12 protein-coding genes are annotated in these 13,774 nt (G+C 42.4%); 8 read left to right on the forward strand and 4 right to left on the reverse strand.

Annotation, left to right across the window (positions count from 1 at the left end; all coding sequences use genetic code 11):
- Genes thiL through glmS form a run of 4 tightly spaced genes read left to right on the forward strand, consistent with a single transcriptional unit; the run spans window position 1 to window position 4,654 of the window.
- Window positions 1-918, forward strand: a complete 918-nt coding sequence (gene thiL, locus F887_RS00285; RefSeq protein WP_005297675.1) for a thiamine-phosphate kinase — start codon at window positions 1-3, stop codon at window positions 916-918.
- On the forward strand, window positions 896-1,417 hold the full coding sequence (locus F887_RS00280) for a phosphatidylglycerophosphatase A family protein (RefSeq protein WP_005186069.1): 522 nt from the start codon (window positions 896-898) through the stop codon (window positions 1,415-1,417). Before thiL ends, F887_RS00280 begins: the two co-directional genes overlap by 23 nt.
- Before the next feature lie 21 nt (window positions 1,418-1,438).
- Window positions 1,439-2,803 (forward strand): bifunctional UDP-N-acetylglucosamine diphosphorylase/glucosamine-1-phosphate N-acetyltransferase GlmU, encoded by a 1,365-nt coding sequence (glmU, locus tag F887_RS00275; protein ID WP_005297678.1) that lies wholly within the window; start codon window positions 1,439-1,441, stop codon window positions 2,801-2,803.
- A gap of 12 nt (window positions 2,804-2,815) precedes the next feature.
- Window positions 2,816-4,654, forward strand: a complete 1,839-nt coding sequence (glmS, locus tag F887_RS00270; protein WP_005297679.1) for a glutamine--fructose-6-phosphate transaminase (isomerizing) — start codon at window positions 2,816-2,818, stop codon at window positions 4,652-4,654.
- 79 nt (window positions 4,655-4,733) lie between these two features.
- Here the strand turns inward: glmS and F887_RS00265 are convergent, their stop codons facing one another.
- The 3 genes from F887_RS00265 to pncA form a co-directional block, all read right to left on the reverse strand.
- Entirely contained in the window at window positions 4,734-5,372 is a 639-nt protein-coding gene (locus F887_RS00265; protein WP_005297681.1) for a YitT family protein, read from the reverse strand.
- 217 nt (window positions 5,373-5,589) lie between these two features.
- The gene (locus tag F887_RS00260) at window positions 5,590-6,054 is read right to left on the reverse strand and encodes an Lrp/AsnC family transcriptional regulator (RefSeq protein ID WP_005147848.1); all 465 of its coding nucleotides are present in this window, start codon (window positions 6,052-6,054) and stop codon (window positions 5,590-5,592) included.
- 91 nt (window positions 6,055-6,145) lie between these two features.
- On the reverse strand, window positions 6,146-6,778 hold the full coding sequence (pncA, locus tag F887_RS00255) for a bifunctional nicotinamidase/pyrazinamidase (RefSeq protein WP_005297683.1): 633 nt from the start codon (window positions 6,776-6,778) through the stop codon (window positions 6,146-6,148).
- A gap of 290 nt (window positions 6,779-7,068) precedes the next feature.
- Here pncA and dapA point away from each other — a divergent pair, with 290 nt between their 5' ends.
- The 4 genes from dapA to F887_RS00235 all read left to right on the forward strand — a co-directional run bounded on the left by dapA (window position 7,069) and on the right by F887_RS00235 (window position 11,986).
- Window positions 7,069-7,962 carry a 4-hydroxy-tetrahydrodipicolinate synthase gene (dapA, locus tag F887_RS00250; RefSeq protein WP_005297685.1) on the forward strand — a complete coding sequence of 298 codons (894 nt, stop codon included), beginning with the start codon at window positions 7,069-7,071 and terminating at the stop codon, window positions 7,960-7,962.
- Window positions 7,963-7,977: 15 nt separating this feature from the next.
- Window positions 7,978-8,580, forward strand: coding sequence for a hypothetical protein (locus F887_RS00245; protein WP_005297687.1), 603 nt, complete (start codon window positions 7,978-7,980; stop codon window positions 8,578-8,580).
- Window positions 8,581-8,615: 35 nt separating this feature from the next.
- Window positions 8,616-9,335 (forward strand): phosphoribosylaminoimidazolesuccinocarboxamide synthase, encoded by a 720-nt coding sequence (purC, locus tag F887_RS00240; RefSeq protein WP_005186090.1) that lies wholly within the window; start codon window positions 8,616-8,618, stop codon window positions 9,333-9,335.
- Between the two features lie 242 nt (window positions 9,336-9,577).
- Window positions 9,578-11,986, forward strand: coding sequence for a TonB-dependent receptor plug domain-containing protein (locus F887_RS00235; protein ID WP_005297688.1), 2,409 nt, complete (start codon window positions 9,578-9,580; stop codon window positions 11,984-11,986).
- A 42-nt stretch (window positions 11,987-12,028) separates the two neighbouring features.
- On the opposite strand, the gene F887_RS00230 is transcribed toward F887_RS00235, so the two are convergent.
- Window positions 12,029-13,768 carry an amidohydrolase gene (locus tag F887_RS00230; RefSeq protein ID WP_005297690.1) on the reverse strand — a complete coding sequence of 580 codons (1,740 nt, stop codon included), beginning with the start codon at window positions 13,766-13,768 and terminating at the stop codon, window positions 12,029-12,031.
- Window positions 13,769-13,774 lie beyond the last annotated feature (6 nt).

The raw sequence follows: 13,774 nt of genomic DNA on the forward strand, positions 1-13,774 counted from the left end.
ATGGCTGAGTTTTCCATTATTGAACGTTACTTTAAACGCGCATCAAAATCCGATGTCAGTTTAGGCATCGGTGATGACTCAGCCATCGTTACCCCCCCTCCTTCACAACAATTGGTGATCTGTGCAGATACACTGGTTGCTGGCCGTCATTTCCCTTTAGATACTGCTGCTCATGCCATCGGCTGGAAAAGTGTGGCTGTCAATTTATCGGACTTAGCGGCAATGGGAGCAAAACCGCATAGTATTTTACTCGCGCTTAGTCTCCCGACAGTTGATCATGACTGGCTGGCTGGATTTAGTCAGGGCTTGTTTGATTGCTGCGATCAGTTCGGTGTCAGCCTGATTGGTGGTGATACCACGCAAAGTGCTCAACTGACCATCAGTGTGACGGCCTTAGGCTGGATTGAACACGGTCAGGCCATCACACGTGCAGGCGCTCAAATTGGCGACTATATTTGTGTGAGTGGGCAAGTGGGAGATGCAGCCTTTGGATTACAGCATCTCGGCCATGCGTTACAGCACCGCCTAGACTACCCAACCCCACGCTGCCAGCTCGGACAACAGCTCAAAGGGTTTGCCTCCAGTATGATTGATGTTTCAGATGGTTTGGCCCAAGACTTGGGGCATATTCTCAAAGCATCCAATGTGGGTGCCAAATTACAGCTTGATCAGCTTCCGATAGATCCATCACTCAAACAGCTTGATTTGCAACAGGCTTGGCATTATGCACTTGCAGGTGGTGATGATTACGAATTATGCTTTACAATATCACCGCAAAACTTCAAAGAACTGTCGCGACAACAATTAGATGTTCCGCTTACAATAATCGGCGAAATTACCCAACAAACTGGATTGTTATTTGAGTATATGGGCAAAGCACACCCATTACATGTTCATGGATACCAACACTTTGCATAAGCCTCCCATTCACTTTAACCAAATGACTTGGTTTGACCGCTTTATCGTATTCTGCGGTGTCGGTTTTGGCTCTGGTTTAGCACCTAAAGCACCTGGAACTTTTGGTTCTGCCTTTGCGCTGTTATTTGTCCCACTGTGGTTGTACCTTGGCTTGTCAGCAAGCCTGATTGCGATCATATTCATGTCCTTAATTGGCATTTATATCTGTGGGCATACTGCAAAAGTCATCAATGTTCATGATGACGGACGTATTGTTTGGGATGAGTTTGCAGGTCAATCGATTACCCTATTACCTTTGCTGTATTTACAGCAAATGAATTGGCTGTGGGTCATTGTTGGATTCGTATTATTCCGTATATTTGATGTCTGGAAACCTTTTCCAATTAGTTGGGCAGATCAAAAAGTATCTGGCGGCTTCGGGATTATGCTGGATGACATTATTGCGGGAATTTGGGCAGCACTCTGTATTTTTATTCTTCATTTTTATATTTTGACTTAAGCCATTGAATTAGAGTTAGTTATGTCAACGACTGTTATTATTCTTGCAGCAGGGAAAGGAACGCGAATGCGTTCACAACTACCAAAAGTATTACAACCACTGGCAGGTCGTCCACTGCTTGGACATGTGATTCAGACAGCAAAAAAACTCCATGCCCAAAATATTATTACCATTTATGGACATGGCGGCGAACTGGTTAAACAAAACTTTGCTGCTGAACAAATTGAATGGGTTGAACAAGCAGAACAACTCGGAACAGGCCATGCCGTGCAAATGACTTTGCCTGTTTTACCGCAAGAAGGTGTTTCACTGATTTTATCTGGCGATGTACCCTGTATTCAGGCAGATACGCTACAAAAATTATTGGATGCATCAACTCAAACAGGCATTGGCTTAGTGACGCTCACTGTAGATGATGCAACAGGCTATGGTCGTATTGTTCGCAAAGATGGCAAAATTCAGGCCATTGTTGAACATAAAGATGCCAACGAAGAACAACGCCAAATTAAAGAATTTAATACAGGCATTTATTGTGTCAGTAATGCAAAACTGCATGAGTGGTTGCCTCAACTTTCAAATGAAAATGCGCAAGGTGAATACTACCTCACCGATATTGTTGCGATGGCAATTGCAGATGGCTTAGAAGTTGCCTCAGTTGAACCAGAGCTTGCGTTTGAAGTTGAAGGTGTGAATAACCGCTTACAACTTGCTACCTTGGAACGCCAATTTCAGCAGCAGCAAGCCAAAGAATTGATGCTACAAGGTGTTCACCTGATTGATCCAAATCGTTTTGATTTACGTGGTAGTTTAAAATGCGGTCAAGACGTACAAATTGATGTCAATGTCATCATCGAAGGTGACTGTGAACTGGGCGATAACGTACAACTCGGCGCAGGATGTATTTTAAAAAATACCCGTATTGCTGCGGGCACTAAAGTTCAAGCCTATAGCATTTTTGAAAATGCAGTGGTTGGTGAAAGTGCTCAAATTGGTCCTTTCGCGCGTTTACGTCCAGGTGCCAATCTTGCCAATGAAGTGCATATTGGCAACTTCGTTGAAGTGAAAAATTCAAATATCGGACTCGGTTCCAAAGCCAATCACTTCACCTATTTAGGTGATGCTGATATTGGTGCGGGCTGTAATATTGGTGCAGGAACCATTACCTGTAATTATGATGGCGCGAATAAACATCGTACTATTATCGAAGACAATGTATTTATTGGTACCAATAACTCATTGGTTGCACCAATCAGAATTGGTCAAGGCGCAACAACAGGTGCAGGATCAACACTCACCCGAGATGTGGCTGAGCATAGTTTAGCTGTCGAACGATCAAAACAGTTTGAAAAAGCAAATTATCAACGTCCCCAAAAGCTGAAAAAATAAGAGGATAAAATTATGTGTGGTATTGTTGGTGGCGTTGCTGAACGTTGTGTAACAGATATTCTTATTGAAGGACTGAAACGCCTTGAATACCGTGGCTATGACTCTGCAGGCTTAGCTTTATTAAATAATCAAAAAATCTTACGTGAACGTCGTGTTGGTAAAGTTGCTAACTTGGCTGAAGCGGTGTCAGAACAGCACTTAACTGGAAATGTCGGGATTGCGCACACACGTTGGGCAACCCACGGTAAACCGACTGAAAATAATGCGCATCCGCACGTTTCAGGCAATGTGGCTGTCGTTCATAACGGGATTATTGAGAACTACCAAGAACTCAAAGATGAACTACAAGCTTTAGGCTATGTGTTTAGTTCACAAACCGATACCGAAGTTGTTGCGCACCTTGTCAATGATGCGTTGAAGCAAACCTATAGCCTGTTGGAAGCTGTACAGAAAGTCATTCCTCAGCTAAAAGGTGCTTTTGCATTAGGGATTGTTCACACTGCACATCCAGATGAACTGATTACTGTTCGTGAAGGTTCACCATTAGTAATTGGTGTAGGTATTGGTGAAAACTTTATCAGCTCTGACCAATTGGCCTTATTGCCCGTCACCAATCGCTTCGTGTATTTAGAAGAAGGTGATATCGCTCGCCTAACACGTACCAGCATTGAAGTCTTTGCAAAGGGTCAACGTGTTGAGCGTCCAGTCAAAGAGTTAGATGCAACCGTTAGCAATGTATCTAAGGGTGAATATAAGCACTTCATGCTCAAGGAAATTTACGAGCAACCAGAAGCAATTCAACAAACCATTTCTCAAGCATTGAATGGCAACAGCTTACGTGAAGATTTCCTCAGCCATGCCAATGCTGATTTTGATAAAATTCAGCAAATCCAAATCATTGCCTGTGGTACCAGTTACCATGCAGGGATGATTGCCAAATATTGGTTTGAACAACTGATTGGTGTGCCTTGCCAAGTTGAAATTGCCAGTGAATTCCGCTATCGCACGCCTGTAATTGTTGCCAATACCTTGTATATCTGTATTTCACAATCTGGTGAAACCGCCGATACATTAGCTGCATTACGTGAAACCCAAAAACGTGCCAAGGCAAACAACATTGACATCAGCACCATGACGATTTGTAACGTTGCAACCTCATCAATGGTTCGCGAAACAGATCATCATTTGCTTACCCTTGCTGGCCCTGAAATTGGGGTTGCTTCAACCAAAGCATTTACCACGCAACTTGCGGCATTGATGTTATTAATCCTGAAAGTTGGTCAAGTCAAAAATCGCTTATCTGATGCCCAGCTGAATGAAATTACCACTGCATTATGGCACTGCCCGAAAGTGATTTTAGATACCTTACAAGGTGATACTGAAATTCTGCGTTTGTCGGCATTGTTTGTTGAGAAGAATCACTGCTTATTCTTGGGCCGTGGAACACACTTCCCAATCGCACTTGAAGGCGCATTGAAACTGAAAGAAATTTCGTATATTCATGCCGAAGGTTATGCAGCGGGTGAGTTGAAGCATGGTCCACTTGCTTTGGTGGATAATGAAATGCCAGTGGTTATTTTGGCACCTCAAGATGACATGCTCGATAAACTCAAATCGAATATGGAAGAAGTACAGGCACGTGGTGGTGAACTATTTGTTTTTGCAGATGAGAACAGCGGTATTCATGGCAAAGACCGTCAACATGTTGTACATATCCCTGCGGTAAATGAATGGTTAGCGCCAATTGTTTATAGCGTACCGGTACAGCTGTTGTCTTACCATGTTGCTGTTTTACGCGGTACTGATGTCGATCAGCCACGTAACCTTGCCAAGAGTGTAACGGTAGAATAATATTTTAACTCGAAGGAGGGTTCGCCCTTCTTCGAGTTTTTCATTATATTTTTAGTGAATTAGAATAAAAATCTTAGGTTTAAGCCACGTATCTAGTGGTTTTATGATTTAGTAAAACAATCGAATTGAGAATAATCACACCTAAAATTGAAATTAGAATTAATTTCCAATCCACAAAGAACAATGAAGCCAATAAGATGATCAGATCGATACCCAACTGTACTTTTCCTGCTGCGATGTGAAAGCGCTCCTGCAAATACAGCGCCAGTAAATTAATGCCTCCTAGACTAGAACGATGTCTAAACAGAATTAAAAAACTTACCCCCATCAACACATTGGCAAAAATGGTCGCATAAATTGGATTTACATCCGAAAGATGAAAAAATTGCGGAATAATTTCAGTAAAACCAGCCAATAATGCAACTGCAATAAAAGTTTTTACCACCAACGCAACACCCATTTTTTTATAGGCGAAATAGTAAAATGGGATATTGATCAGGAAAAACAAAACACCAAATTTAATGTCGGTAATATAGTGCAGCAATAAAGATAAGCCCGCTGTACCACCCGTCATAATCCCTGCTTGCTGGAGTAACGTCATGGCAAAAGAAAGAATAAATGTCCCAATCAACATTGCCAATGCATCTTCAATCTTGGAGTGTTGGTCGATTATAGGCACGACTGGACTGACCAAAGATACATTCTGATCGGTATTCATAACAGTACAACTCAATAGGAGAACAACAGAAGGGAGAGAATGCTTTCAAAGAAAGACATGGCATATTTGATCATTTTTATTAATATTTCGCAATTTATTCTTATATTTTTGCCATAAATGCAATTTATATTCAAAATACGCCAATTCGAATAATCAATCCCTTTTACTTGACTAGCCCTGTTATTTTGAATGTGATTTCAGCAGATCAAGCTTGTATTTATTTAATCGCAATCCCGTTTTCTTTTAACTTTTCAAGTACGATAGAGGTATTCAGATTACTCACCCCAAAATTTTGTGAAGACAGAATCCCAATCAGCTTAACCATTTCATCCAAGTTTTTAACCGCAACTTTCAGGGCAAAATCATAACTCCCCGTCAGTTTATGAATATCTTTCACCGCAGGCTCATGCATCAGAAATTCAACAAAACGATCATGCGTTGCATCATGGTAATTCTGCAATTTCACTTCAATAATGCCCATAATCGGTGCTGGATCTGCACTCAATGCGATTTGTGCATAATAGCCTGTAATAATTTTTTTCTGCTCGAGATTAACGCGACGGCGTGAACATTGTGAGGTCGACAAACCCACCAATTCAGCGAGTTCCTGATTGGCCAAACGTCCATTCATTTGTAAATGATGAATAATTTTCTGATCAAAATCATCAAGTTCGACTGTCATAAAATGCTCAATTTTGCCTTAAGTCACGGTTTCACTGATGCTGATACATCAGTTTTAGAAGTTTAACGCCTTTAGATCAAGCAGCTCAAGCTTATGGCAAAATTGCAGTCGATTGAATGCGCCGAATCCCTTGCTCTAACATACTTTGCCATGCATTTTGCAACGAACCATTTAAATCAATGGCTTTACAGGCATCTTCAATCACATAGGTTTTAAATCCCATTTGTGCGGCATCTAAGGCTGTCCATGCTACACAAAAGTCTGTAGCAATACCCACGATATAGACCGTATCAATTTGATGTTCGGTTAAATAGCCCTTAAGACCCGTCGGTGTTCTGCGATCCGCTTCCATAAAGGCAGAATAACTATCAATCTCGGCATGAAAGCCTTTACGGATAATCAATTGTGCCGTTGGAATATCAAGATCAGGGTGAAATTCAGCATCATGTGTGCCCTGTACACAATGTCTTGGCCATAACACTTGAGTTCCGTACGGCAATTCAATGGTTTCAAATGGCTGTTTATTTTCATGATTGTCGGCAAAAGAAATATGCTGATCGGGATGCCAGTCTTGCGTTAGCACCACTGTTTCAAACTGGCGCGCCAGTTGATTAATGAGTGGGATAATCTGATCAGCCGCAGTGACTGCCAAGTTTCCACCAGAGGTAAATCCATTTTGTACGTCGACGACAATTAGGGCGCTGCGTTTCGAGTCTGTCTGCATCTCATTATTCAATCTAGATCGCTTCTTGCTACACCATACGCTGCCTATCATCGTCTGACTAGCCATCCGTCAACTTTTCATAAGATGAAAATCATTCAGGACAAAGATGAATGAAAGTTTTCGGCTGTTTGACTAAAGCATATTGTTCTTATGCCGCCGATCAGTCATAATTTGCATAATTGTCATTCAATCGAATTCATTATTGAACGGCGAATCAAAATACTGCAACCATCCAATATTTCGTTTCAACTAATTCAATCTCGGATGGGAAAATAGGATAGTTTTTTAAAATGACTCAGCTAGCACAGAATATTCAAGGTTCAATTGTCGCACTCGTCACCCCTATGTTTGAAGATGGTCGCGTAGATTGGAAGAGCCTTGAGAAGCTCGTTGAGTGGCACATCCAACAAGGTACACATAGTATTGTTGCTGTTGGCACAACGGGCGAAGCGTCTACATTAAGCATGGACGAGCACACACAGGTCATCAAAGAAGTGATTCGTGTAGCCAATAAACGCATCCCAATTATCGCGGGTACAGGTGCAAACTCAACTCACGAAGCAATCGAACTCACTAAAGCAGCCAAAGAACTCGGTGCTGATGCAGCGTTGCTCGTTACGCCATATTATAATAAACCAACACAAGAAGGCTTATATCAACACTACAAAGCTATCGCTGAAGCAGTTGATATTCCACAAATTCTTTATAATGTTCCAGGTCGTACTGGTGTCGACATGCAAAATGAGACAGTCATTCGTCTTGCCGATCTTAAAAACATTGTTGGGATTAAAGATGCAACAGGTGATGTACCACGTGGTCAAGCCCTCATCGAAGGTTTAAACGACAAAATCGCGGTTTACTCGGGCGACGACGAAACTGCTTGGGAACTGATTTTATTGGGTGCCAAAGGTAATATTTCGGTTACAGCCAATGTTGCGCCAAAACAAATGAGCGAAGTTTGTGAAGCTGCCTTGGCGGGCGATAAAGCAAAAGCGCAAAGTCTGAATCAACAAATTGCAAATCTACACAATATTTTGTTTTGCGAATCAAACCCAATTCCTGTGAAATGGGCGTTGCATGAGATGGGATACATTAGTACAGGTTTACGCCTGCCACTAACCGCTCTCGCAGAACAATATCGTGAACCGCTCCGCACAGATTTAAAAACTGCGGGCATTATTTAATACGAGCAATTTATGATGCAATTACGTCTTGGTGTTGTCCTAGTCATTTCAGCTTTAAGTTTGGCTGGTTGTGGTCGTTTTGCCCTCAATAATCATTCTTTAGATTATAAAAAAGCGCAAGCGCTTGAACCACTCAAGTTCCCTGAGAATGCAACGGTAAGACCATTCACGCCTTTGTATCCAGCACCAACGGTTGATCCACTTGCGATTCAGCATGCGCCAACATTTGAGAGCAAGACTGGCAACCGTTACGCATTACCTCGCCCAGAGTCAATGCAAGCCGCAACCAATACTACTGAAGCGACAGCAACCAGCTTGGGTCGTCCACAACTGGTGATGGATGGCAATAAAAATCCGTTACTTAAAGTGGAAGGTCCAACAGCAAGTGCTTGGCAATATACCTTTGCAACGGTCAGCAGCCTCAACTACAAAGTCATCTCTCAAGCAGATCATGGCTATGAGGCAACCATTCAGGTCGACAATCAAAGCTATGTATTGAAGCTTTCTGCTGTTGGCTCAAGCAATACCATTGCCCTCTTCAAACTCGACACTACCTTTGCCGATCCTAAAGTTGCAACTGAAGTGTTAGCCCAGATTTACCAAAATTGGCCAGCCTAGTCGTTTACTAGGCATATTTTTCAAAAGGTTCCTCCATGTTAAAACAAACCTTGCTCTATACTGGTAAAGCAAAATCTGTATACGAGACAGATAACGCTGATCACCTGATTTTGGTCTTTCGTGATGATGCCTCGGCATTTAATGGCGAAAAAATTGAGCAACTCGATCGTAAGGGCAAGGTCAACAACCGTTTTAACGCCTTCATCATGGAAAAACTGGCTGAAGCGGGTATCGAAACGCATTTTGAGAAGTTACTTTCTCCAACTGAAGTATTGGTTAAAAAACTTCAAATGATCCCTGTTGAATGTGTCATTCGTAACTATGCTGCTGGTTCACTTTGCCGTCGTTTAGGCGTTGAAGAAGGCAAAGAGTTAACACCGCCAACATTTGAATTATTCTTTAAAGATGATGCACTTGGCGATCCAATGGTGAACGAATCTCAAGCAATTGCTTTAGGTTGGGCAACAGCGGAACAACTTGAAAAAATGAAAGAACTCACTTACCAAGTGAATGATGTGCTTAAAGCATTATTTGACGCAGGTAATATGATTCTGGTTGATTTCAAACTTGAATTCGGCGTATTCCATGACCGTATCGTACTGGGTGATGAATTCTCTCCAGATGGTTGCCGTTTATGGGACAAAGACACTAAGAAAAAACTTGATAAAGACCGTTTCCGCCAAGGTTTAGGTGGTGTGGTTGAAGCTTATGAAGAAGTTGCTGCACGTTTAGGCATTAACTTAGACAATATCTAAGTCTATCTAAGCATTTAACACGCTTAAAAAGACCAGCTCAATCGGGCTGGTTTTTTATTGCCTATTCAAAAATGAGCAACTTCATTTTAAATATCAACACCATATAAATCATCAACTTAAAATTCATAGAAATAGCTTTGCGAGTTTTATTCTAATCTTATGTTTTTATATTGTTTTTGATTTTTTTTTGATCCTCCTACCATGTTCACAAATGTTTACAGAACTTGAGTCAGAAGATCAAAATGAATACGCCTATTTTAAAAAATTTTCCTTTAAGTCTGGGTATTAGCCTGATTCTACTTGCCCTTTATAGCAATGCGCATGCAGCTGAAAACCATCCGAAAGAACCTGAACAAGTGAAAACCCTGGCCACAATTGTGGTGACAGGAACACGGACCAACAATCGTTCCCAAACAGAATCCTTACAGCCGATTGACGTAATTAGTGCCAAAGAACTCACTGAACGTACTGGCTCCAATGAACTCGGCACAGCATTATCAAGGATTATTCCTTCGATTAACTTTCCCCGTCCTACAGTCGTCGATGGCACTGAATTGGTACGACCAGCACAGCTAAAAGGACTTGCACCTGATCAGGTGCTGGTTTTGGTCAACGGAAAACGTCGCCACACAGGTGCCTTTATTAATCTGGGCGGTACCATTGGTCGGGGTTCTGCGCCTACTGACTTAAATACAATTCCCATTTCAGCAATTAGCCGTGTCGAAGTACTGCGTGAAGGTGCATCGGCACGTTATGGCTCCGATGCAATTGCAGGTGTGATTAATATTATTTTGAAATCCAATCCCAAGCAGAATGAGGCAGGCATCAAATACGGGATTTATGACAAAGGTGATGGTGAACAAAAACAGTCTTTTGTTTCAGGTGGCACCAAACTGAATAATTACGGTTATGCAATCTTTAGTGGTGAATGGCAAGATAGCCAAGCCACCAATCGTGCAGGGCCTGACTTGCGTGATCCAACCTCAACGACCTATGGGCAAAAAACTTTCCGTTTTGGCGACCCAGATTCCGATGAAGTCAAAGCAGCCTTTAACTTAGGTTATGACCTCAGTGATCATGCTGAACTATATTCTTTTGCAACCTATAGCCATCGCAATGCAGAAACTGCTGGATTCTACCGTTTAAGCAATGCCTCTAATAATGTGCCAGCCCTGTTTCCCAATGGCTATCTACCGATCATACAAGGACAACTCGATGATTTTGGTATGGTTGCCGGTTTAAAAGGTGATTGGTCAGAGTGGCATTACGACGCCTCGGTGAACTATGGCTTGAATCGTTATGATATCGATACCAAGACCATCAACGTCGATCTCTATAAAGATACAGCCGCAACCCCTTTCGGCTTTCAAAATGGCACACTGAAGAATGCTCAAACTGTGGTGAATTTCGATGTTTCTCGAGAGTTCAATCTTGCAGCACTAGCCAGCCCACTGAATGTTGCGTTTGGGACACAATATCTAAATCAGAAATATCAAATTCAAGCAGGTGATCCCGCGTCCTATTATAAAAGTGGTTCTTCAGGGCTCGCAGGTTATCGATCAGCCGATGCAGGTGAATGGTCAAGAGATAGTTATGCCGCCTATCTTGATTTAGAAGCCAATTTAACCGAAAAACTCTCAGCATCTACCGCGTATCGTCATGAATATTACAATGATTTTGGCCGTACCAATAATGCATCACTATCGTTGCGTTATGCGATTCATCCCGCAATTGCGGTACGTGGTAGTGCCTCTACAGGTTTCCGCGCGCCGAGTCTTGCCCAGCAATACTTTGCCCAAACCTCTTCACAACTGATCAATGGTCAATTTGCTGAAGCAGGCACCTTCCCAACGACGTCTCAAGTTGCTCAACTATTGGGTGCCGAAGAGCTTAGACCAGAGAAATCCAAAAACTACAGTGTTGGTTTTGTTTTTACCCCAACCGATCAACTGTATGTGACTTTGGATGCTTATCAAATCGACATTGATAATCGAATTAGTCTGTCTTCCAATATCAGTGCCAGCAGTGCTGCCGTTCGGCAATACCTGAATTCAAAAGGCATTACTGACACCAACTTCAGCACCATTCGTTATTTCAACAATGCCAGCGATACCCGCACGCGTGGCGTTGACTTAGTTGCCACCTATAAATGGAATGTATTGCCTTATGGGGAACTGAATACCTCACTGGCCTATAACTACAATAAAAATAAAGTGACCCATGTGGATGGAAACCCAGCTATCTTAGATGCGTTGGGTATTAACCTCACTCGGCTTGATCGTCGCGAGCAATACGGTTTATTGGCCGGTAGTACACCTGAACATAAATTGAGCTTGGCCAATGATTATAAGCTCGGAAATTTTAGCGTGAATACCAATGTCACGCGCTATGGCAGCTTTAAAACATTTAGCAATGCAGGCGAAGCCAAAGACCAGAAATTCTCGGCAAAATGGTTACTGGATCTAGCACTTTCTTACCAATATCAGAACTGGAACTTTACCGTCGGTGGCGACAATATTACCGATGTTTATCCTGATAAAGATGTCTATGATATTAACCAGCCGACTGGCGGTAGTTTGCCTTATAGCCAGTTCTCGCCTTTTGGGTTTAATGGCGCGTTCTATTACGGCAAAATCAATTATCGTTGGTAATAATTAAAAAAACCGAGCGATCTAGCTCGGTTTTTTATGTCTTTAATTGTTCGAATCTTGATAAATCAGTTTGCCTTCCTTATAGGTTGCCAGTACCTTAATATTTTTAATTTGTCGACTTGGTATCGTCAGTGGATTCTGATCCAAAATCACCAAGTCAGCAAGCTTACCCTGCGTTAAAGTGCCCTTGGTCTGATCCTCAAAATATTGATAAGCGGCCCAATCTGTCATCGACTTTAATGCCTGATAAGGACTTACTCGCTCCTCTGCGCCTAAGACATAATTGCTACGCGTTACTCGATTTACCGTCGCATCCAGCATCATCATACTGCTTGGTGGTACAACGGGCGCATCATGATGCTCAGTAAAGATCAGATTCTTTTTTAAAGCCGTCGCTGTTGGTGAAATATGTGCAGCTCTGCTTTCACCTAAGGTTTGCTGGCGATGCCAGTCCCCCCAATAAAAAGTATGTAAGGAGAAAAATGACGGAATAATATCAAGTGCTTTGAGCTGATCCAACTGATCATTACGAATAGTTTGCGAGTGTATCAACACACTGCGTCGATCTGCTTGGCCTTGTTTTGCTGTGGCATCTTTCACAGCCCCAATAAATTGATCAATCGCCGCATCACCATTGGCATGCGCAAGTACCTGCCAGCCTTGCTTAAACGCTACATTAATATAGTCCTTGACCTGCTGATCATTGCTCATCGCAGGATAGCCCTTGTAGGTCTTATCTTTGCCTTCAGGTGGAACTAAATAAGGCTGAGTGAGCCAAGCCGTCTTACCTTGAGGTGAACCATCCAAACTAATTTTGACGCCACCAATACGGAAATGATGATCATACTGGCGACTACTGCCCTGTTTCAGCATATAGTCTTGGCTGGTGGTGATATCGGGATAAGAAACAACATCGATTGGCAATCGACTCTGCTTGGCTAAAGCATGCCACATTTCAGTGGTGCCTTGATCAGCACGTCCTTCTTGTACCGTGGTAAACCCATTTTTCACATAGGCATCAATACCTTTTTCTGCAATCTGAAACATCACCGCAGGTGGTACATCTTTAAAGATTGAGCCAATCGCTGTAAATAAAGCGGACTCTTCCAACACACCATTGGGCACATTAGAATTGGCTTCACGGCGAATCACGCCACCCTCTGGATTTGGCGTATTTTGATTGATATTGAGCAGCTCAAGTGCTTTATGATTGACCGAAGCCAAATGCCCAGATTGATGCAAAATCATCACGGGCTGGTCTTTAGATACACGATCAAGATCCGTTGCCGTCGGATGACGTTGCTGTTTTAATTGTGCATCATCATAGCCATTGCCCAAGATCCAACCGCCCATGGTTTTAATCACAGTTGGATTTTGCGTTTTCCATGTGCTTAATACTTTCACAAGCGAATCTATGTCAGACACTTGACCATCAGGCATCGGGTAAAGATTAGCCACCATTTGATGAAAACCAACCATATTCACATGGCTATGTGCATCAATAAAGCTCGGCAATAAAGTTTTATTTTTTAAATCAATAGATTGAACATTTTTATCCGCCAAGCGTTCAGCCTGCTGCTTAGAGCCGACAAAACGAATTTTGCCATCTTTCACTAAAAGTGCTTCTGCGTATTCAGGTGCATTGCCCGACATGGTTAAAATCGAGCCGCCATAAAACAGCTGTTCAGTGGGTGCGATTGGCATTGATGTCGTCGCGCAGCCTGCGATCGCCACTGATATAGAAGTGAATAACGTCAATCGATTCAGATAAGTGCGGTTCATATATTG

It is taken from the genome of Acinetobacter sp. NIPH 2100 (assembly GCF_000369805.1).
Classification (GTDB): Bacteria; Pseudomonadota; Gammaproteobacteria; order Pseudomonadales; family Moraxellaceae; genus Acinetobacter.

Bases quoted from the DNA above. Each gene is read 5' to 3' on its own strand.
- F887_RS00245 (WP_005297687.1), top strand. From the start codon at position 7,978: ATGCAATTACGTCTTGGTGTTGTCCTAGTCATTTCAGCTTTAAGTTTG.
- pncA (WP_005297683.1), bottom strand. From the start codon at position 6,778: ATGCAGACAGACTCGAAACGCAGCGCCCTAATTGTCGTCGACGTACAA.
- thiL (WP_005297675.1), top strand. From the start codon at position 1: ATGGCTGAGTTTTCCATTATTGAACGTTACTTTAAACGCGCATCAAAA.
- purC (WP_005186090.1), top strand. From the start codon at position 8,616: ATGTTAAAACAAACCTTGCTCTATACTGGTAAAGCAAAATCTGTATAC.
- F887_RS00230 (WP_005297690.1), bottom strand. From the start codon at position 13,768: ATGAACCGCACTTATCTGAATCGATTGACGTTATTCACTTCTATATCA.
- glmU (WP_005297678.1), top strand. From the start codon at position 1,439: ATGTCAACGACTGTTATTATTCTTGCAGCAGGGAAAGGAACGCGAATG.
- F887_RS00280 (WP_005186069.1), top strand. From the start codon at position 896: ATGGATACCAACACTTTGCATAAGCCTCCCATTCACTTTAACCAAATG.
- F887_RS00260 (WP_005147848.1), bottom strand. From the start codon at position 6,054: ATGACAGTCGAACTTGATGATTTTGATCAGAAAATTATTCATCATTTA.
- F887_RS00235 (WP_005297688.1), top strand. From the start codon at position 9,578: ATGAATACGCCTATTTTAAAAAATTTTCCTTTAAGTCTGGGTATTAGC.
- dapA (WP_005297685.1), top strand. From the start codon at position 7,069: ATGACTCAGCTAGCACAGAATATTCAAGGTTCAATTGTCGCACTCGTC.
- glmS (WP_005297679.1), top strand. From the start codon at position 2,816: ATGTGTGGTATTGTTGGTGGCGTTGCTGAACGTTGTGTAACAGATATT.
- F887_RS00265 (WP_005297681.1), bottom strand. From the start codon at position 5,372: ATGAATACCGATCAGAATGTATCTTTGGTCAGTCCAGTCGTGCCTATA.